The sequence below is a fragment of the Micromonospora sp. NPDC049139 genome (assembly GCF_055586845.1).
Genome location: NZ_JBVJHK010000003.1, coordinates 300,671 through 320,428 on the forward strand (window position 1 = coordinate 300,671; position 19,758 = coordinate 320,428).

The window sequence follows — 19,758 nt, forward strand, 5'->3', positions numbered from 1 at the left end:
CCGTTGAATGCGTTAAGTCTCACTTAACTGCTTGCTTGTAGCGTGCAACGTAAAGTAACTTCACTCGGAGTCGGCCGGGGTGGAGGGGATCGGATGACCGTCGAGGAGCGGAGCTTCGAGCCCGGCACCGACGTGCTCATCCGCAAGGTCGACAGCCATCTCGCCGCCGTCCGCGCCGGTCTCGCCGGGCCGGAGCTGGAGCTGGCCGAGCGGCTGGCCGCGGCGCTGCGGGAGCTGGTCGTCTCCACCGCCCAGGCCAGCGCCGCCGACCGGGGCCAGGTGCGTGCCGCGGTGCACTACTTCGTGCTGCGCCGGGAGAGCCGGGGCCGGCTGCTGTCGGTGCGGTCGCTCGCCGCCGCCCAGCGGGTGGTCAACAAGGTGGTGCTCCAGCTCGACCGCCCCGACCTGCTGGTGGAGACCCGCCGGGAGCGCCCCGCCCGGGAGCCCGCCGTCCCCGCCGCCGACATCACCGTCGGCTGACCGCGCCGCACGACGCCCTTCGGCCCCGCACCGGGCAGTCCACGGGAGAACGGCAAAGCCGGCCAAGGGTACGAATTCCCGCAAAACGGCCCGACGGGCGGTCATCTGGCGTCTGATCGCACCTAGGTGCCGGCCCACCTCCGGCGCGCGCCGCTGCCACCTCGACCGGGAGTGCGGGTGCTCGTACTGCTGATCCTCCACCTCGTGGCGGCCTTCCTGGCGCCGCTGCTGGTCCGGCGGTGGGGTCCGCGTGCCTGCTACGCGCTGGCGCTGGCGCCGGCCGCCGCCGTCGGCTGGGCGCTGGCCCGCACGCCGGCCGTCCGCGACGGCGGGGCGGTGGTGGAGACGTACCCGTGGATCCGGCAGCTCGGGCTCGACCTGGCGCTGCGGCTGACCACCCTGTCCTGGCTGATGACCCTGCTCGTCGGCGGCGTCGGCGCGCTGGTCCTCGTCTACAGCGCCCGCTACTTCGGCCCCGGGTCGGTCGGGATGGCCCGGTTCGCGGCCGTGCTGGTGGCCTTCGCCGGGGCGATGCTCGGGCTCGTCCTCGCCGACGACCTGCTGCTGCTCTACGTCTGCTGGGAGCTGACCACGATCTTCTCGTACCTGCTGATCGGGCACAGCACGGAGCGGCGCGCCAGCCGCTGGGCGGCCGCCCAGGCGCTGACCGTGACCACCCTCGGCGGGCTGGCCATGCTGGTCGGGTTCATCATGCTCGGCCACCACGCCGGCGGCTACCGGTGGTCCGAGATCGCCACCGGCCCGCTGCCCGGCGGGGCGTACCTGGTCACGGCGGTGCTGCTGATCCTGGCCGGGGCGCTGTCCAAGTCGGCGGTGCTGCCGTTCAGCTCCTGGCTGCCGGTGGCGATGGCGGCCCCCACACCGGTGAGCGCGTACCTGCACGCCGCCGCGATGGTGAAGGCCGGCGTCTACCTGATCGGGCTGCTCGCCCCGGTGCTGGCGGACGTCGGCCCGTGGCGGCCGGTGGTGGTGGTCGCCGGCCTGGCGACCATGCTGGCGGGCGGCTGGGCGGCACTGCGGCAGACCGACCTGAAGCTGCTGCTGGCGTACGGCACGGTCAGCCAGCTCGGCCTGCTCGCCGTGGTCGTCGGGGCGGGCACCCCGGACGCCGCGCTGGCCGGCGTGGCCATGCTGCTGGCCCACGCCCTGTTTAAGGCGGCGCTGTTCCTCGTCGTCGGCATCGTCGACCACGGCGCCGGCACCCGCGACCTGCGGGAGTTGTCCGGCCTGGGCCGGCGGGCGCCGCTGCTGGCCACCGTCGCGGTGCTCGCCGCCGCGTCGATGGCCGGCCTGCCGCCGCTGGTCGGCTTCGTCGCGAAGGAGGCCGTGCTGGCCGCCTTCACCGACCGGCCGGTGGTGCTCGCCGTGCTGGTGGCCGGCACCGCGCTCACCGTCGCCTACAGCGCCCGGTTCGTCTGGGGCGCGTTCGCCACCCGGCCCGGCGTGGAGCCGTCCGACCCGGGGCGGATCGCCGTGCCGATGCTTGCCCCGCCGGCCCTGCTGGCCGTCCTCGGGCTGGTCGCCGGCCCGGCCGCCGGGATCCTCGACGGCCTGCTCGCCCCGTACGCCGAACTCTTCGGCACGGTCGGCGGGCACCTGGCGCTGTGGCACGGCCTCAGCCCCGCGCTCGGCTTCTCCGCCCTCGCCGTGGCCGGCGGCGCGGCGCTGCACGCGCTGCGCGGCCCCCTCGCCCCGGCGCTGGCCCGGCTGCACGTCCCGGTCAGCGGCAACCAGGGGTACGAGTGGGTCATCGGCCGGTTCGACCGGCTGGCCATCGAGGTCACCAGCGTTACCCAGCGGGGTTCGCTGCCGCAGTACCTCGGGATCATCCTGCTCGCCCTCACGGTGCTGCCCGGTGGGGCGATGCTGGCCACCCGGCCGTGGCGGGACCGGATCGACCTCTGGGACAGCCCGTTGCAGGTCGTGGTGGTGGCCGTGGTGACCGTGGCGGCGGTGCTCGGGGTGGGCGCCCGGCGACGGCTGACGGCGATGCTGCTGGTGGGGATGACGGGCTACGGCAGCGCGATGCTCTTCGTGCTCTACGGCGCGCCGGACCTGGCGCTGACGCAGTTCCTCGTGGAGACCGCGACCATCGCGGTGTTCGTGCTGGTGCTGCGCCGGCTGCCCGAGCGGTTCTCGGCCCGCCCGCGCCGGCGCCGCTGGGTGCGCCGGGCGATCGGCGTGGCGGCCGGCGTGGTGGCGGCCGGGCTGGCGCTGACCGCCGCGGCGGCCCGGAACGCGCCCACCATCTCCGACGCCTTCCCCGACCTCGCCGTCAGCCAGGGGTACGGCCGCAACGTGGTCAACGTGACCCTCGTCGACATCCGGGCCTGGGACACGATGGGGGAGCTGGCGGTGCTGGTGGTGGCCGCGACCGGCGTGGCCAGCCTGATCTTCCAGCGGTCCCGGACGGGGCCGCGTCCCCGCCGCCCCGAGCCGTCCGGTCCGGCGCGCCGGCCGGGCCGCCCGGTCTGGCTGCGCGGCGGCGCGACCCTGCACGAGCGGCGGCGTTCCATCGTGCTGGAGGTGGTCACCCGGCTGATCTTCCACACCGTGGTGGTCTTCTCCCTGTTCCTGCTCTTCTCCGGCCACAACGCCCCGGGCGGCGGGTTCGCCGGCGGCCTGGTGGCGAGCCTGGCGCTGGTCGTGCGCTACCTGGCCGGCGGCCGCGACGAGCTGGCCGAGGCCGCGCCGGTCGGCGCCGGCACGGTGCTCGGCGCCGGCCTCCTCGTCTCGATCGGCACCGGGGTGGTCGCGCTGCTCGCGGGCGGATCGGTGCTCGAGAGCGCCCGGATCGACCTGTGGCTGCCGCTGATCGGCGACTTCTACCTGGTCACGTCCCTCTTCTTCGACGTCGGGGTCTACCTCGTCGTGGTCGGGCTGGTGCTGGACATCCTGCGCAGTCTCGGCGCCGAGGTGGACCGGCACATCGAGGCGGCCAGCGCGTCCGGCGGCGGGCTGCGCGTCGACCGGGGCGGGGAGCGGACGTGAGGCCGGGGGTGGAGGGACCGACCCTGGTGCTGGTCGTCGCCGTCGGCGTGCTGGTCGGCTGCGGGGTCACCCTGCTGCTGGAGCGCAGCCTGACCCGGATCCTGCTCGGCGTCATCCTGCTCGGCAACGGGGTCAACGCGCTCATCCTGATGGGTGGGCGGGCGGGCGCCGCCCCGGTGGTCGGCGCCGCGCCCGCCGGCCGGCTGAGTGACGCGCTGCCGCAGGCCATGATCCTCACCGCGATCGTGATCACCTTCGGGCTGACCGCGTTCCTGCTGGCCGTGAGCTACCGCAGCTGGTACCTGACCGGCGACGACGAGGTCCCCGACGACATCGAGGACCGGCAGATCAGGCGGGCGGCGGAGCGCAACGAGGTGGCCACCGCCGACCTCGGCGGCGAGGGCCCGGACGCCGACCCCGAGCAGGTCGACCCCGAGCTGCCGCGCCGGCTCCGGCCCGGGGACGGTCCCGGATGACCGGGTACGCGGACGGGATCGCCCCGTGAACGCCCTCGTGCCGCTGCCGGTGGTGGTGCCGCTGCTGGGCGCGGCGCTGACCCTGCTGCTGGCCCGGTGGCCGGGGCTGCAACGGGTGGTCAGCGTGGCCTGCCTCGCCGGCACGCTGGCGGTGGCGGCGCTGCTGCTAATGCAGGCGTACCGGCACGGGCCGGTGGTGGTGCAGGTCGGCGGGTGGCCGGCACCGGTGGGCATCGTGCTGGTCGCCGACCAGTTGGCCGCGCTGATGCTGGTGGTCTCGTCGGCGGTGACGCTGTGCGTGCTGCTCTACTCCGTCGGGCAGGGCCAGGGGGACTTCGGCGAGACCGTCCCCGTGACCATCTACCACCCCACCTACCTGGTGCTGACCGCCGGCGTGACGAACGCGTTCCTCGCGGGCGACCTGTTCAACCTCTTCGTCGGGTTCGAGATCCTGCTGGCCGCGAGCTTCGTGCTGATCACCCTCGGCGGCACCGAGACGCGGATCCGCACCGGCTCGACGTACGTGGTGGTCAGCATCCTCTCCTCGATGCTGTTCCTCACCGCGGTGGGCCTCGTGTACGCGGCCACCGGCACGCTGAACATGGCCCAGCTCGCCCACCGGCTGGACGCCCTGCCGGACGGCGTACGGCTCAGTCTGCAGCTGATGCTGCTGCTCGCCTTCGGGGTCAAGGCGGCGGTCTTCCCGCTCTCGGCGTGGCTGCCGGACAGCTATCCGACCGCACCGGCCCCGGTCACGGCGGTCTTCGCCGGCCTGCTCACCAAGGTCGGCGTCTACGCGATCATCCGGACCGAGACGCTGCTCTTCCCCGACGGCCAGGTGGCCGGGCTGCTGATGGTGGTGGCCGGGCTGACCATGGTGGTCGGCATCCTCGGCGCGGTGGCCCAGTCCGACATGAAGCGGCTCTTCTCGTTCACCCTGGTCAGCCACATCGGCTACATGATCTTCGGGGTGGCGCTGAGCACCGTGGCCGGGCTGTCCGGCGCGATCTTCTACGTGGTGCACCACATCACCATCCAGACCACGCTGTTCCTGGTCGCCGGGCTGGTCGAGGAGCGGGCGGGCAGCACCGACCTGCGCCGCCTCGGCGGGCTGGCCCGGGTGGCGCCGTTGCTCGGGATGCTCTTCTTCGTGCCGGCCATGAACCTCGCCGGCGTGCCGCCGTTCTCCGGGTTCCTCGGCAAGCTCGGCCTGCTCCAGGCCGGGGTGGCGGCCGGCGGCCCGCTGCCCGGCGCGCTGGTCGCGGCCGGCGCCGTGACCAGCCTGCTCACCCTCTACGTGGCCTCGCGGGTGTGGAACATCGCCTTCTGGCGCGCCCCCCGGCTGGCCACCGCCGAGCCGGCGGTCCGGCTCCCCCGGCTGATGGTCGGCGCGACGGTCGCGCTGGTCGCGCTGGGGCTGGTGCTGACCGTCGTCGCCGGGCCGCTCTTCGACGTCACCGCCGACGCGGCCGTCGACCTGCGCGAACGCACCCCGTACATCCGTTCCGTGCTGCCCGGCGGCGCCCCGTGAACCCGGAGTCCAGCGCGCCGCCGCGGGAGCGGGCGGTGCGGTGGCGGGACCAGCTGATCGCCCTCGGCTGGCTGGTGCTGGTCTGGAGCCTGCTCTGGGGCGAGTTCTCCTGGGGCAACCTGGTCGGCGGGGTACTGGTGGCCGGGGCGGTGCTGCTGTTCTTCCCGCTGCCGCCGGTCACCTTCGGCGGGCGGCTGCGCCCCGGGCCGCTGCTGGTCTTCCTGGTGCGTTTCGTCGGCGAGCTGGTCAGCGCCAGCCTGCACGTCGCCCGGATCGCGGTGCAGCCGGGCTACCGGCCGCGGGGCGCGATCATCGCGGTCCGGCTGCGCGTGCGTACCGACCTGAATCTGGCGCTCACCGCCGAGGCGGTCTCGTTGGTGCCGGGCACCCTGATCGTCGAGGTGGACCGGGACGCCGGGGTCCTCTACGTGCACGTGCTCGACGTCCACGGCCCGCAGGACCTGACCGACAGCCGGGAGCGGATCCTCGCCGTCGAGCGGCGGATCGTCCGGGCGGTGGGCTCCGCCGTGGAGCTGCGCCAGGTGGCCACCGATCCCGTCGAGAGGGGCTCTGAACCGTGACCGCGTTCCTCGTCGTCGTCCTCACCGTCCTGTTCTCGGTGACCGCGCTGCTCGCGCTGGCCCGGCTCTACCGGGGGCCGTCCCTGATCGACCGCGTGGTCGCCGCCGACATGCTGCTCGCCACCATGGTCGGCGCCGTCGGCGCCGAGGCGGCGGTGAACCGCCACGCCACCACCCTGCCGGTGCTGGTGGTGCTCTCCCTGCTCGGCTTCGTCGGCTCGGTGTCGCTGGTCCGCTTCGCCGCCCGCGAGAAGGAGGAGGGGTGATGTTCGGCACCGTCGCCGACTGGGTCGGCGCCGGCTGCCTGGTGGCCGGCGCGCTGCTGAGTCTCGCCGCCGGCATCGGGGTGCTGCGCTTCCCGGCCACGCTGGACCGGATGCACGCGGCCACCAAGCCGCAGGTGCTCGGGGTGCTGCTCCTGCTGCTCGGCCTGGCCCTGCGGCTGCGCGCCCCGGCCGACCTGGGCATGGTGGCCCTGGTCGGGATCTTCCAGCTGGCGACCGCTCCGGTGGCCGCGCAGATGATCGGCCGGGCCGCCTACCGCGCCGGCCGGGTGGACCCTGACCTCCTCGACGCCGACGAGCTCGCCGACCGCTGACGTGCGCCGTCCGCACCGCCGGGGCCGCGGGCGTCCCAATTCGGGGAATGCGGCGATTCTGAGTCTTGCGTCTTGCCGGGTGGCCGGTCCCGCTGCACGCTTCGCAATGATGGTTATCGATCGATGGCCGTCCCCGGTGACCACCCACCCGGCGGGAGCCGGACCCCGCCCCCCACCCGGAGGACCCATGAGACCTCGTACCCCCCGCTCCGCCTGGCTGGCCGCGGTGGCCGTGGCGGCGGCGGCCCTGACCGCCTCCTCGGCGACCGTCGCGCCCACCGGAGCGGCCGGCGCCGCCGCCCCGGCCGCTCCCGCCGCTCCCGCCGCCCGTGCCGGCGGGTCCGCGGCGCTGGCCGCGCCCGACGTCCCGCTGGCCAACGTGAAGGCACACCTGTCCCAGTTCCAGTCCATCGCCACCGCCAACGGCGGCAACCGGGCGCACGGCCGCCCCGGCTACCTCGCCTCCGTCAACTACGTCAAAGGCCAGCTCGACGCGGCCGGGTTCAGCACCGTGGTGCAGTCGTTCACCTACAACGGCGCCACCGGCTACAACCTGATCGCCGACTGGCCCGGCGGCGACCCGAACCAGGTGGTCATGACCGGGGCGCACCTGGACAGCGTCTCCGCCGGTCCCGGCATCAACGACAACGGCTCCGGCTCCGCGGCGATCCTGGAGACCGCCCTCGCGGTGGCCCGCAGCGGCCTCACCCCCACGAAGCACCTGCGCTTCGGTTGGTGGGGCGCCGAGGAACTGGGGCTGCGCGGCTCGCAGTACTACGTGAACAACCTGCCGTCGACCGAGCGCACCAAGATCAAGCAGTACCTCAACTTCGACATGGTCGGCTCGCCCAACGCCGGTTACTTCGTCTACGACGGCGACAACTCCGACGGGGTGGGCTCCGGGCCGGGCCCGGCCGGCTCGGCGCAGATCGAGCAGACCATCCAGGCGTACTTCACCTCGATCGGCGTGCCCACCCGGGGCACCGACTTCGACGGCCGCAGCGACTACGGGCCGTTCATCAACGTCGGCATCCCGGCCGGCGGCACCTTCACCGGGGCCGAGGGGATCAAGTCCAGCACCCACGCCTCGCTCTGGGGCGGCACGGCCGGCCAGGCGTTCGACCCGTGCTACCACCGGTCCTGCGACACCACCGCCAACATCAACGACACCGCGCTGGACCGCAACGCCGACGCGATCGCGTACACGGTCTGGGCGCTGGCCGGGGCCGGGGCCCCGCCGGGCAGCACGGTCTGGAGCGACACCTTCGAGACCGCGACCGGATGGACCGCGAACCCGGCCGGCACCGACACCGCCACCCTCGGCCGGTGGGAGCGCGGCGACCCCGCGGCCACCAGCTCCGGCGTGGCCACCCAGCTCGGCACGACCGTCAGCGGCAGCTACGACCTGGTCACCGGGCCGCTCGCCGGCAGCAGCGCCGGGGCGTACGACCTCGACGGCGGGGTGAGCACCATCCAGTCGCCGGCGATCACGCTGCCGTCGACCGGCACGCTGAACCTCTCGTTCTCCTGGTACCTGGCCCACCTGAACAACGCCAGCAGCGCCGACTACCTGCGCGTACGGGTGGTGGGCAGCGGCACCGTCACGGCGCTGAACGCGACCGGGGCCGCGACCGACCGGGCGGCGGCCTGGCAGAGCGCCGGCGTCGACGTCTCGGCCCTGCGGGGACAGACCGTACGGATCGTCGTCGACGCGGCGGATGCCGGCGGCGCCAGCCTCGTCGAGGCGGCCGTGGACGACGTGCGGATCACCCAGAGCTGAGCCGGCACGGCCCCGCCCCCTGTCCACGCCGGGTGACGGCCCCCTGTCCACGCCGGGTAACCGGACGACAGGGGGCCTTCGACGCACCTTCAGCGGGCGTACAGCCGGCGCGGATAAAATGGCTGCATGATCGACTCCTCTGCCCAGGAGGGCAGCAGTAGCCAGCCGGGTCCTGCCCGGCGTATCCCGACCCCGATGTCCCCGGGAGCCCTGAGCGACCCGTGTTGATCGTCGTTGGTCTCCTCTTCATCATCGTGCTCACCGCCGCCACCGGTTACTTCGTGGCCCAGGAGTTCGGTTACGTCGCCGTCGACCGGGGCAGGCTCAAGCAGCTCGCCGACGACGGCGACAAGGCCGCCGCCCGGGCCCTGCAGGTGACCGGACGGCTGTCGTTCATGCTCTCCGGCGCGCAGCTCGGCATCACCGTCACCGCCCTGCTGGTCGGTTACGTCGCCGAGCCGTTCCTCGGCGCCGGGCTGGCCGAACTCCTCGGCGTGGCCGGCGTCTCCACGGCGGTCAGCCTGCCGCTCTCGGTCGCCCTGGCCCTGGTCATCGCGACCGTGGTGCAGATGGTCCTGGGCGAGCTGGCCCCGAAGAACCTCGCCATCGCCCGGGCCGAACCGCTGGCCAAGGCCCTGAGCCGCTCCACCCTGATGTATCTCAAGGTGGCTGGTCCGCTGATCAAGCTCTTCGACCGCGCCGCGGTGCGGCTGCTCCGCCGCGTCGGCATCGAGCCGATCGAGGAGCTGCCCAGCGGCGCCACCCCGGAGGACCTGGAACAGATCATCGCCGAGTCCCGCCAGGAGGGGCACCTGACCGCCGAGATGTCCACGCTGCTCGACCGGGGGCTCGACTTCCGCGAGCTGACCGCGGGCGAGGCCATGGTGCCCCGCGTCGACGTGCACACCGTACGCGCGCACGAGCCGGTCAGCCGGGTGGTGGAGCTGCTGGACACCGGCAAGTCCCGCTTCCCCGTGCGCGGCGCGGAGGGCGTCGACGACCTGATCGGCGTCATCGGCATCGCCGACGTGCTCGGGGTGCCCCCCGAGCGGCGCGCGACCACCCCGGTCAGCGCGGTCGCCGGCCCGCCGCTGCTGGTGCCGGAGACGCTGCCGCTGCCGACCGTGCTGGACCGGCTCCGCTCCGGCCACCGGCAGCTCGCCTGCGTGGTCGACGAGTACGGCGGCTTCGCCGGCGTGATCACGCTGGAGGACATCGCCGAGGAGCTGGTCGGCCCGATCCGGGACGAGGACGACCCGCCCGAGCGGGCCCCGGCCCGGCAGGAGGACGGCTCCTGGGTGGTGCCCGCGCGCTGGCGCATCGACGAGGTCGCCGACAGCACCGGCATCGAGCTGCCCGAGGCCCCGGAGTACGACACCCTCTCCGGCCTGGTCATGCGGGAGCTGGGCCGGGTGCCCGAGGTCGGTGACCGGCTGGAGATCAGCCTGCTCGCCGACGGCGAGGACGGCGCGGTCGAGCCGCGCGCCCTGGTCGAGGTGCTGGCCGTCGACCGGCACGTGGCCGACTCGGTCCGGCTGCGGCTCGCCGAGTCCCGGGAGGTGTCCGAGTGAGTCCGGGCATAGCGCTGTTCACGTCGGTGATCCTGCTGGCGCTGAACGGCTTCTTCGTGGCCGCCGAGTTCGCCCTGGTGGCCAGCAAGCGCTACCGCCTGGAGCAGGCGGCGGCCGGTGGCGGCCGGGCCGCCCGGGCCGCCCTGGAGGGCGTACGCGAGCTGTCGCTGATGCTCGCCGGCGCGCAACTCGGCATCACGCTGTGCACCCTGGGGCTCGGTGCGCTCGCCGAGCCGGCGATCGAGCACCTGCTCAGCCCGCTGCTGCACGCGGTCGGGCTGCCGGACGCCGCGAGCCACGCGGTCGCGCTGGTCTTCGCCCTCAGCCTGGTCACCTTCCTGCACCTGGTGGTCGGCGAGATGGCGCCGAAGTCCTGGGCGATCACCGACGCCGAGCGCTCGGCGATGCTGCTGGCGTTGCCGTTCCGCGCCTTCGCGCGGGTCGCCCGGCCGGTGCTGTCGGTGATGAACGCCCTGGCCAACGCGATGCTGCGGCTCGTCAAGGTCAACCCGCAGGACCAGCTCGCCCAGGTGCACGGCCCCGACGAGCTGCGCATCCTGCTGGAGCAGTCCCGCGAGCACGGGCTGCTCGGCGTCGAGCAGCACCAGTTGCTGACCAGCATGCTGGAATTGCAGGGCACCACGGTGGCCCAGGTGATGGAGCCGTTCCACCAGATGGTGACGGTCCGCCGGGACGAGGACGCCGCCCGGATCGAGCAGGTCAGCCGGGACAGCGGCCGGTCGCGGCTGGCCGTGCTGGACGCGAACGGCGACGTCTGCGGCCTCGTCCACGTCCGGGAGGCGGTGCGGGCCACCACCACGGGCCGCAGCGTCACCGCCGGCGACCTGATGACCAGCGCGTTCACCCTGCCCGCCGCGGCCACGGTGACCGACGCGGTGGCGGCGATGCGGGCCCGGCAGTCCCAGCTCGCGCTCGTGCGCAACGGCGGCGGCCCGACCCGGCCGATCGGGTTCGTCGCGCTGGAGGACCTCCTGGAGGAGGTCATCGGCGAGTTCGACGACGAGACCGACCCGGTGCCGCGCGGCCGACGCATGAGGTGAGACCCGCGGGCCGCCCCCGGGTGAGGTGTGGGGGCGGCCCGGCGTGGTCCGGCACGTCGGACCGTGCGGTCTTCGGCGAAGACCGCACGGACGTCCGCCAGGTCCGCGAGGCTGGAGGGACCGGGCCGGGTGCGCTCGTGCCGGTACCGGGTGGCGCTCGGGCCGGGGCCTGGTGACGCTCAGGTCGGTACCGGGTGGGACACGGGCCGGGGGCGGGTGGCGCACGGGCTGCGCGGGGTGACTCGCGCGCCCGATCGCGGCGAGGCCCGGTCCCCAGCGGGTCCGCCGGGGCGCGGGACGCGGACGGGGGAGTGCGGGTGCGGTTGACCGGGGTGTCGCCGGAGTCCGGGTGGACCGGGCTCTCCGTCCGCACCGCCCTGGCCAACCCGAGCACCCGCCCCGGGCTGCGGCTGCCCGGGCGGGTCACGGTCATCGCCGGCTCGACCGACGTGCCGGTGCTGCACGTCCGGCTCGGCCTGGTCACCACGGCGGAGCCGGACGACCCGGAGGCGCCCCGCCGCCTGGTGCAGTTCCACCAGGCGACCCTCGCCGACGGCTTCGTGCTGCGGGCCGGGCGGGGCCGCACGATCCCGTTCGAGTTCCCGCTGCCCTGGGAGACCCCGGTGACCATCTTCGGCGGGGTGCCCCTGCTCAGCCTGCGGATGGGGCTGCGCACCGAGGTGGCGGTCGAGCCGCAGCTCGACCAGGGCGCGATGGTGCCGGTCTTCGTGCACCCGCTACCCACCCAGGCGCACATCCTGGCCGCCCTCGACACGCTGGGCTTCAGCATGCGCCAGGCCGGCCTGGTCGACGCCCGGCTGCCGGGGGTGGAACAGACCCTGCCGCTGCACCAGCGGCTGGGATTCTGGGTGGCGCCGCTCTACGCCGGGCCGATCACCGAGCTGGAGCTGATCTTCATCGCCAACCCGGCCGGCCTGGAGGTCATCTTCTGGCTGGACCGGCGGCTGGCCCTGGCCGGGATCACCCACCAGAGCATCAGTCGCTTCCGGATCTGGCACGTCGGCGCCGACCGGCGGGACTGGGTGGCGACGGTGGACGGCTGGCTGCGCGCGGCGATCAACCGGCACGCCGCGGCCGCCGCGCACGCCGACTGGTCCGCGACCATCGCGGAGTCGGCGCACGTCAGCCGCCCGCCGGACGAGCCCACCCGCCCCGGTTACGGCCTGGGCGGCACCGCCGGCGGAGCCGGCATCGGCGGCTCCGGCGACGGCACCTGACCCCCCACCCCACCCCACCCCCGCCCACCCGCCCCGCCCCACCCTCGCTCCCGCGATCTTGCACTTTGTGTCCCGGTATATCGGACTTATCGCCCGTAACGAGGGCCGAAAGTGCAAGATCGCGGGAGGTCAGGGCGGGGAGAGGGAAGGGTCGGAAGGTCGGAAGGTCAGACGGTGGCGGTGGCGAGTTTCAGGCTGAAGCCGAGGAAGAGGGCGGCGACGCCGGTGGTGGCACCGGCGGCGAGGCGGCGGCGCTGGCGGAACTGGGCCGCCAGGAAGGTCCCGGCGAAGATCAGCGCGGTCAGGTAGAGCGCGCTGGTGACCTGGGCGATCAGCCCGAGCAGGAGGAACGACAGCGCCGGCCACGCGTAGCCCGGATCGACGAACTGGATGAAGAACGAGACGAAGAACAGGATCGCCTTCGGGTTGAGCAGGCTGACCACGAGCGCCTTGCGGAACGGGCTGCGCATCGCCACCGGCTCCGCGGCGTCGATCAGCCGCGGCGTGGCCGGGTCGTTGCGGTCGCGCCAGCGCCGCCACGCGCCGCGCAGCATCGTCAACCCCACGTAGCCGAGGTACGCGGCGCCGGCGTACTTGATCACCAGGAAGAGCGGCGGGTACGCCTTGAGCAGCGACGCCACCCCGGCGGCGGAGAGGAACATCAGCACCCCGTCGCCGACGAAGACCCCGCCGGCGGCCCGGTAGCCGGCGGCCACACCGCGCTGCGCGGCGGTGGAGAGCACGAAGAGGGAGTTGGGCCCGGGCAACAGCACGATCGCCACGGTGCCCAGCACGTACGTCCAGATGTCGGTGATGCCCAGCACGCCCGACATCATCGGGCCACCGGTGCCGTCCGGCGAAGCCTTTCCCGCAGCGCGACCTGTGCGTTTGGCCACTCGTCGACGGTCATCGAATACTGCACGGTGTCCCGCCACGAGCCGTCCGGGCGGAGCTTGTGCATCCGCAGCACCCCCTCGCGGGACGCGCCGAGGCGCTCGATCGCCCGCTGGGAGCGCTCGTTGCGGATGTCGGTGTGCCAGACCACCCGCACCGCGCCCAGTTCCTCGAAGGCGCGGGTGAGCAGCAGCAGCTTCGCCTCGGTGTTGATCCCGGTGCGCCACCACGGCCGGCCCAGGAAGGTGTAGCCGATCGCGACCGACCGGCGCTCCGGGTCCACCTCGTAGTAGGAGGTGGTGCCGACCACCGCGCCGGTGACGGCGCAACGCTGCACCCACGGCACCCGCTCGCCCCGGCGGTGGGCGGCCAGCGCGGCGGCGACCACCTCGGCGGTGCCGGCGGGGTCGGCCGGCAGCGGGCTGCCCAGGTGCTGCCAGACCTCCGGATCGGCGGTCGCCGCGTGCAGCTCGTCGGCGTGCGCGAGGTCGAGGGGTTCCAGCACCACGTGCTCCCCGCGCAGCACTGCCGGTTCCAGCCACGGCGTGGGGGCCGGCCGCAGGTATGCCGGCACCGGCGCGGTCACCCCGGCGTCCGGCTCGGGCAGCCCGGCGGTGAGCCGCAGCGGCACCACCCCGGCCCAGTGCGGCAGGGCGAGGTCGGCCTCGTCGTCGCGTACGCCGCCGGTGCGGGCGCGGACGGAGACCTCCCGCAGCGGCAGGGCCAGCACGGCGGTCTCGGCCAGCTCCCGGCGCGACGGCGGTCGGCTGTCGGCGCTGCGCCCGGCGCCGACCTTCTCCACCAGCGCGGTGAGCACCCGCGCCTTCTCCCGCTCGTCGGTGACCAGGTGCGCGGTGCCGTGCGCGACGACCGACCGGTAGTTGGCGCTGTGGTGGAACTGGGAGCGTGCGTAGACCAGGCCGTCGAGCAGGGTCACCGTGACGCAGACCGGCAGCCCGTCGCCCCGGGCGGCGAGCAGCGGCCGGCTGCCGGTGGATCCGTGCAGGTAGAGGGTGTCGCCGATGCGGACGTGCAGGGTGGGCAGCACCCGGGGCTCGCCGTCGACGGTGAACCCGAGCGCGCAGTGGTACGCCTCGTCGAGGACCGCGTGCGCGGCGTCGGCGTCGTAGCTCATCCGGTCCCGGGAGCGGCTGGCGGTGGTCCGGTCGGTGCGTGCGTACATGCTCCCGCCTTTGTTCTAGTACAATCTCTGATTTGTGTCAGCACGCTATCAGGTCACCGGCGCGACGGCCGTCGAGATTTCGGCCAGCATCGAGTCGGGCATCCGTTCCGCCGCCCTCGCCCCCGGCGCCGCCCTGCCGGCGGTGCGCGCGCTCGCCGCCCAGCTCGCGGTCAGCCCGGCCACCGTGGCCCGGGCCTATCAGGAGCTGCGCCAGCGGGGCCTGGTGGTCACCGCCGGCCGGCACGGCACCCGGGTCCGGCCCCGCCCGCCGGTGGCGGCCCGCCGCTCCGCGCTGCACCCGCCACCCGCCCCCGGCCTGCGCGACCTCTCCCTGGGCGAGCCCGACCCGCGGCTGCTGCCGCCGCTGGGGGCGCACCTGGCCGGGCTCGCGGCCGACGCCGGGCCGCCCGTCGGGTACTCGGCCGCCGGGGTGCTGCCCGAACTGGCCGAGGCGGCCCGCGAGCGGCTGGCCGCCGACGGCGTGCCGTCGGCGGAGCTGACCCTCACCGGCGGCGCGCTGGACGGCATCGAGCGGCTGCTCGGCGCGCACCTGCGCCCCGGCGACGCGGTCGCCGTCGAGGACCCGGGGTGGGCCAACCTGCTCGACCTGGTCGCCGCGCTCGGGCTGCGGCCGATCGGGGTGCCGGTCGACGACGACGGTCCGCTCGTCGAGGGCGTCCGGGCCGCGCTCGCCGCCGGGACCCGGGCGCTGATCGTGACCAGCCGGGCGCAGAACCCCACCGGCGCGGCGGTCTCCGCCGGGCGGGCCGAGGAGCTGCGTACGCTGCTCGCCGGCCGGTCCGACCTGCTGCTGATCGAGGACGACCACGCCGCCGAGCTGGCCCGCGTACCGCTGCACCCGCTCGCCGGGGCGACCCCGACGTGGGCCTTCGTCCGCTCGGTGAGCAAGCCGCTCGGTCCCGACCTGCGGCTGGCCGTGCTGGTGGGGGACGAGACCACGGTGGCCCGGGTGGCCGGCCGGGCCCGGGTCGGCGCCGGCTGGGTCTCCACCGTGCTGCAACGGCTGGTGCTGTCGCTGTGGCGCGACCCGGCGGTGGCCGGGCTGGTGGACCGGGCCGCCGCCAGCTACGAGCGGCGGCGCGGGGCGCTGGTCGACGCGCTCGCCGGCCACGGCCTCGCCGCCCACGGGCGCAGCGGCATCAACGTGTGGCTGCCGGTGGCGGACGAGACCAGCGCGCTGACCGCACTGCGCGACGCCGGTTGGGCGGTCGCGCCCGGCGCGCTCTACCGGATCGCCGGCCCGCCGGGGCTGCGGATCACCGTCAGCTCGCTGGACGACGGCGAGGTGGCACCGCTCGCCGACGCCGTCGCCCGCGCCGTCCGGCCCGCCGTGTCCTCCGGTTTCACCGCATGACCCTCTGGCGGCGACCTGTCGGTGTGCCGGGCGCGGGCGTGACCGGACGCCGGGCGGGTAAGCGCGGTGCCGGAGGTGGGCGACCATGGCTTCGTCGGGATCGAGGAGGGGCGTCTGGATCGCCGTCGTGGTGGCGGTGATCGTGCTCGTGATCGTGGTGATCGCGCTGGCGTCCGGCGGCGGCGACGGCGGCGGCGGATACTGACGGTTGGCCGCGGTGGGACGTCGTGCGGAGGCAGGGCGGACCGGCATCGCGGCCCGAACGGGTATATAACAGTCGACATGGCCGAGCAGACCGAGACCGCGCCGGGCGCGCAGCAGTTCATCCCGCCGCAGGCCGACACCCTCGACGACCTGCGCGCCGCAGCCGCCGGCTGCCGGGGCTGCGAGCTGTACCGGGACGCGTCGCAGACCGTGTTCGGCCGCGGCGACGCCGGCGCGCGGGTGGTCTTCGTCGGCGAGCAGCCCGGTGACATGGAGGACCAGAAGGGGCTGCCGTTCGTCGGCCCCGCCGGTCGGCTGCTCCGCAAGGCGGTCGACGACGCCGGGCTCGATCCCGGGCACATCTACCTCACGAACGCCGTGAAGCACTTCAGGTTCGAGTTGCGCGGCAAACGGCGCATCCACCAGACCCCGGACCGGGTGCACGTCACCGCCTGCCGGCCCTGGCTGGTGGCCGAGTTCGCCCAGTTGCGCCCGGAGATCGTGGTGGTGCTCGGCGCGACCGCGGCCAAGGCGCTGCTCGGCCCCACGTTCCGGGTCACCCGGCAGCGCGGCGAGCTGCTGCCCTGGCCGGCGTCGGCCCAGCACCCGGAGGATTTCCAGCGGGTACCGGTGGACGCGAAGGGCACGGTCGCCGACGCCCCGCCGGCCCGGCTGCTGGCCACCATCCACCCGTCCGCCGTGCTCCGCGCCGACGACCAGGACAAGGCGTACGAGGGGCTGGTCGCCGACCTCGCCGTGGCCGCCCGCGCCCTCACCGGCTGAGCCGTCACCGAGCCACCCGCCGGCCCCTGGGCAGGGCGGGTGCGCGGTGCCACACTGGCGGCCATGGATCAGCATCTCTACGAGCGCGACCACGAGGACTTCCGCGAGCTGTGCCGCGAGTTCCTGGACCGGGAGGCCGTGCCCCACCACGAGCGTTGGGAGGCCGCCGGGATCGTCGACCGCGAGGTGTGGCGCCGGGCCGGGGCGGCCGGCCTGCTGGGCACGGACGTCGACCCGGAGTACGGCGGCGGCGGGCAGCGGGACTTCCGGTTCAACGCGGTGCTGGCCGAGGAGATCGTCGCCGCCGGCTGCACCGGCCTCGGCTTCGGGCTGCACAACGACGTGGTGGCGCCGTACCTGACCGAGCTGACCACGGAGGACCAGCGCAAGCGCTGGCTGCCCGGGTTCTGCTCCGGCGACCTCGTCACGGCGATCGCGATGAGCGAGCCCGGCGCCGGCTCCGACCTCGCCGGGATCCGCACGAGCGCGGTCCGCGACGGCGACAGTTGGGTGCTCAACGGCCAGAAGACCTTCATCACCAACGGGGAGATGGCCGACCTGGTGGTCGTGGTCGTCCGCACCGCGCCGGACCAGGGCGCGCACGGGGTGAGCCTGGTCGCCGTGGAGGACGGCACCCCCGGCTTCTCCCGCGGCCGACGGCTGGCCAAGGTCGGGCTGAAGGCCAACGACACCGCCGAGCTGTTCTTCTCCGACTGCCGGGTGCCGGTGGAGAACCTGATCGGCACCGAGAACCACGGCTTCTACCACCTGATGGCCAACCTGCCCCGGGAGCGGCTCAGCATCGCGGTCGCCGCGGTGGCCGCCGCCGAGCGGCTGCTCGCCGTCACCCTCGACTACGCCCGCTCCCGGCAGGCGTTCGGCCGGCCGATCGGCGCGTTCCAGCACAACCGCTTCCTCCTGGCGGAGCTGGACACCGAGGTCACCATCGCGCGCACCTTCGTCAACCACTGCGTCGCGGAGTACAACGCCGGCCGGCTCTCGGTCACCGACGCGGCCAAGGCGAAGTGGTGGACCACCGAGCTGCAGAACAAGGTCGCCGACCGCTGCGTGCAACTGCACGGCGGCTACGGCTACATGCTGGAGTACCCGGTGGCGAAGGCCTGGTTGGACGGGCGGGTGCAGACGATCTACGGCGGCACCACCGAGATCATGAAGGAGATCATCGGCCGCGGCCTGGGCCTGTAGCGCAGCCGGGGGAGGGGCGCAGTCGGGAGGCGACCGGCTGCGGGGTGGCGCGCCGGGTGCGCAAGGATGAGACGGGCCCCCGCCCCTTACCGCCGAAGGAGCCGCCGATGGCCACCGACCTCGCCGCGCCACTTGCCGCGCCCGACGTCACGCCGATCCAGCGGCGTACCCTGCGGCTGCTCTTCGTCACCCAGATCGTCGGCGGGATCGGGGTGACGGTCGGCGTCGCCGTCGGGGCGCTGCTCGCCGCGGACATCGCCGGCACCGCCATGGCCGGGCTGGTGAGCAGCGCCGCCGTGGTGGGCGGGGCCCTGCTCGCGGTGCCGGTCACCCGGATCATGAACGGCCACGGCCGGCGGCCCGGCCTGGTCGTGGCCTATCTCGCCGGCGCGGCCGGCGGCGGCCTGGTGGTGTTGGCCGCCGTCACCCGCTGGATCCCACTGCTCTTCCTCGGCATGCTCCTCTTCGGCGGCGGCAGCGCGGCCAACCTCCAGGCCCGCTACGCCGCGGTCGACCTGGCCGAGCCGGCGCGACGGGGTCGCCAGCTCGCCCTGATCGTCTGGGCCACCACCATCGGCGCGGTCGCCGCGCCGAACTTCGCCGCGTTCGCGGACCGCACCACCAGCGGCTGGGGACTGCCGACGCTGGCCGGTCCGTTCGCGTTCAGCGCCGTCGCGCTGGCGCTGGCCGCCGGCGTGATCCTGGCGCTGCTGCGGCCCGACCCGCTGCTGACCGCGCGCCGGCTGGCGGCCGTTGTCGTCCCGCCGGTCGCCCCGGGGCCGGACGCCGTCGTCCCGGCCGCCCCGTCGCCGGACGCCGTTCCCGCCGTCACCCCGCCGCCGGACGCCGTCGTCGCGCCGGCACCGACCGGCCGGCGCGGCGTGGGCATGCGGGCCGCCTGGTCGGTCGTACGCGCGCGCCCGGCCGCCCGGCTCGGCATCGCCGCGGTGGCGGTCGGGCACCTGGTCATGGTCGCGGTGATGGTGATGACCCCGGTGCGCCTGCACGAGTGGCACGCCGACGCCGACGTGCTGCGGGTGGTCGGTCTCGTGCTGAGCCTGCACATCGCCGGCATGTACGCCCTCGCCCCGGTGGCCGGCTGGCTCACGGACCGGCTCGGCCGCCGGGCGGTGATCCTCGGCGGCGTCGGGCTGCTGCTCGTGGCGTGCGCGGTCGCCGGCACCGCCGGGCACCACACGGCCCGGCTCTCGATCGGGCTGTTCCTGCTCGGCCTGGGCTGGTCGGGGACCATGGTGGCCGGTTCCACCCTGCTGTCGGAGTCGGTGCCGGTGGGGATCCGGCCGAGCGTCCAGGGGCTCTCCGACCTGACCATGGGACTGGCCGGCGCCGCCGCCGGGGCGGTCAGCGGGTTTGTCATGGAGGTGGCGGGTTATCCGGTGCTCGCCCTGCTCGCGGCGGTCGCGGCGGTGCCCCTGGTGGCGCTAGCGTTGCGTCCGGTGCCGGCGGGCGCACCGGAGGAGGAGGACTGATCACGTGCGGCTGACCGACTTCTGGTCGCGGTTGGAGGAGGCGTTCGGCCCCGCCTACGCGGCCAGCATCGCCCGCGACCAGGTGCTCTCCCAGCTCGGCGGCCGGACCGTCGAGCAGGCGCTGGCATCGGGTGAGCAGGCGCACGTCGTGTGGCGGGCGGTCTGCGCCGCCTATCCCGACCGGGTGCCCGCGCGACTACGCTGAGCAGCCATTTCGTCGCTCCCGCGTGTCGCTTGCCGACTCGTACACCTGTTCGGCTATTGTCCACAGCGGGGTGCTCGTCCACAGCTCACG

Annotated in this window: 18 protein-coding genes; 16 read left to right on the forward strand and 2 right to left on the reverse strand. The window is 74.5% G+C overall.

Going from position 1 to position 19,758, the window contains the following annotated elements; all coding sequences use genetic code 11:
- The first annotated feature begins 93 nt into the window (after positions 1-93).
- From ACZ6Q9_RS08160 to ACZ6Q9_RS08210, 11 genes are all read left to right on the forward strand, one after another.
- Positions 94-480 (forward strand): hypothetical protein, encoded by a 387-nt coding sequence (locus ACZ6Q9_RS08160; protein WP_393265499.1) that lies wholly within the window; start codon positions 94-96, stop codon positions 478-480.
- 177 nt (positions 481-657) lie between these two features.
- Positions 658-3,492 carry a Na+/H+ antiporter subunit A gene (locus ACZ6Q9_RS08165; protein ID WP_396828205.1) on the forward strand — a complete coding sequence of 945 codons (2,835 nt, stop codon included), beginning with the start codon at positions 658-660 and terminating at the stop codon, positions 3,490-3,492.
- Positions 3,489-3,968: a Na(+)/H(+) antiporter subunit C gene (locus tag ACZ6Q9_RS08170; protein WP_393265495.1), complete on the forward strand. Its 480-nt coding sequence runs from the start codon at positions 3,489-3,491 to the stop codon at positions 3,966-3,968. Before ACZ6Q9_RS08165 ends, ACZ6Q9_RS08170 begins: the two co-directional genes overlap by 4 nt.
- A 25-nt stretch (positions 3,969-3,993) precedes the next feature.
- On the forward strand, positions 3,994-5,499 hold the full coding sequence (locus tag ACZ6Q9_RS08175) for a Na+/H+ antiporter subunit D (RefSeq protein WP_393451848.1): 1,506 nt from the start codon (positions 3,994-3,996) through the stop codon (positions 5,497-5,499).
- The gene (locus tag ACZ6Q9_RS08180) at positions 5,496-6,080 is read left to right on the forward strand and encodes a Na+/H+ antiporter subunit E (protein ID WP_396828203.1); all 585 of its coding nucleotides are present in this window, start codon (positions 5,496-5,498) and stop codon (positions 6,078-6,080) included. The genes ACZ6Q9_RS08175 and ACZ6Q9_RS08180 overlap by 4 nt, the downstream gene beginning before the upstream one ends.
- Positions 6,077-6,346, forward strand: a complete 270-nt coding sequence (locus ACZ6Q9_RS08185; RefSeq protein ID WP_350705071.1) for an MrpF/PhaF family protein — start codon at positions 6,077-6,079, stop codon at positions 6,344-6,346. Before ACZ6Q9_RS08180 ends, ACZ6Q9_RS08185 begins: the two co-directional genes overlap by 4 nt.
- Complete coding sequence (gene mnhG / locus ACZ6Q9_RS08190) at positions 6,346-6,678, forward strand: monovalent cation/H(+) antiporter subunit G (RefSeq protein WP_357693777.1); 333 nt, start codon at positions 6,346-6,348, stop codon at positions 6,676-6,678. The genes ACZ6Q9_RS08185 and mnhG overlap by 1 nt, the downstream gene beginning before the upstream one ends.
- Before the next feature lie 187 nt (positions 6,679-6,865).
- Positions 6,866-8,458, forward strand: a complete 1,593-nt coding sequence (locus tag ACZ6Q9_RS08195) for a M28 family peptidase (RefSeq protein ID WP_396828200.1) — start codon at positions 6,866-6,868, stop codon at positions 8,456-8,458.
- Between the two features lie 221 nt (positions 8,459-8,679).
- On the forward strand, positions 8,680-10,029 hold the full coding sequence (locus ACZ6Q9_RS08200) for a hemolysin family protein (RefSeq protein WP_396828198.1): 1,350 nt from the start codon (positions 8,680-8,682) through the stop codon (positions 10,027-10,029).
- Positions 10,026-11,090 (forward strand): hemolysin family protein, encoded by a 1,065-nt coding sequence (locus ACZ6Q9_RS08205; protein ID WP_393265479.1) that lies wholly within the window; start codon positions 10,026-10,028, stop codon positions 11,088-11,090. Before ACZ6Q9_RS08200 ends, ACZ6Q9_RS08205 begins: the two co-directional genes overlap by 4 nt.
- 317 nt (positions 11,091-11,407) lie before the next feature.
- Complete coding sequence (locus tag ACZ6Q9_RS08210; protein WP_396828196.1) at positions 11,408-12,328, forward strand: sporulation protein; 921 nt, start codon at positions 11,408-11,410, stop codon at positions 12,326-12,328.
- A 167-nt stretch (positions 12,329-12,495) separates the two neighbouring features.
- Here ACZ6Q9_RS08210 and leuE read toward each other — a convergent pair whose 3' ends face one another.
- Together leuE and ACZ6Q9_RS08220 are read right to left on the reverse strand one after the other, a co-directional pair.
- Positions 12,496-13,164 carry a leucine efflux protein LeuE gene (gene leuE, locus ACZ6Q9_RS08215; protein WP_350705081.1) on the reverse strand — a complete coding sequence of 223 codons (669 nt, stop codon included), beginning with the start codon at positions 13,162-13,164 and terminating at the stop codon, positions 12,496-12,498.
- Complete coding sequence (locus ACZ6Q9_RS08220) at positions 13,161-14,405, reverse strand: bifunctional pyridoxamine 5'-phosphate oxidase family protein/GNAT family N-acetyltransferase (protein WP_393265474.1); 1,245 nt, start codon at positions 14,403-14,405, stop codon at positions 13,161-13,163. The genes leuE and ACZ6Q9_RS08220 overlap by 4 nt, the downstream gene beginning before the upstream one ends.
- Before the next feature lie 34 nt (positions 14,406-14,439).
- Here ACZ6Q9_RS08220 and ACZ6Q9_RS08225 point away from each other — a divergent pair, with 34 nt between their 5' ends.
- The 5 genes from ACZ6Q9_RS08225 (at position 14,440) to ACZ6Q9_RS08245 (ending at position 19,668) form a co-directional block, all read left to right on the forward strand.
- Positions 14,440-15,780, forward strand: a complete 1,341-nt coding sequence (locus ACZ6Q9_RS08225; protein ID WP_393265472.1) for an aminotransferase class I/II-fold pyridoxal phosphate-dependent enzyme — start codon at positions 14,440-14,442, stop codon at positions 15,778-15,780.
- A gap of 282 nt (positions 15,781-16,062) precedes the next feature.
- Positions 16,063-16,767 (forward strand): UdgX family uracil-DNA binding protein, encoded by a 705-nt coding sequence (locus ACZ6Q9_RS08230; RefSeq protein WP_393451867.1) that lies wholly within the window; start codon positions 16,063-16,065, stop codon positions 16,765-16,767.
- Between the two features lie 63 nt (positions 16,768-16,830).
- Positions 16,831-17,973, forward strand: a complete 1,143-nt coding sequence (locus ACZ6Q9_RS08235) for an acyl-CoA dehydrogenase family protein (RefSeq protein WP_393265469.1) — start codon at positions 16,831-16,833, stop codon at positions 17,971-17,973.
- Positions 17,974-18,080: 107 nt separating this feature from the next.
- Entirely contained in the window at positions 18,081-19,463 is a 1,383-nt protein-coding gene (locus tag ACZ6Q9_RS08240) for an MFS transporter (RefSeq protein ID WP_393265466.1), read from the forward strand.
- Between the two features lie 4 nt (positions 19,464-19,467).
- The gene (locus ACZ6Q9_RS08245; RefSeq protein WP_350705093.1) at positions 19,468-19,668 is read left to right on the forward strand and encodes a DUF3046 domain-containing protein; all 201 of its coding nucleotides are present in this window, start codon (positions 19,468-19,470) and stop codon (positions 19,666-19,668) included.
- The last annotated feature ends 90 nt before the right edge of the window (positions 19,669-19,758 follow it).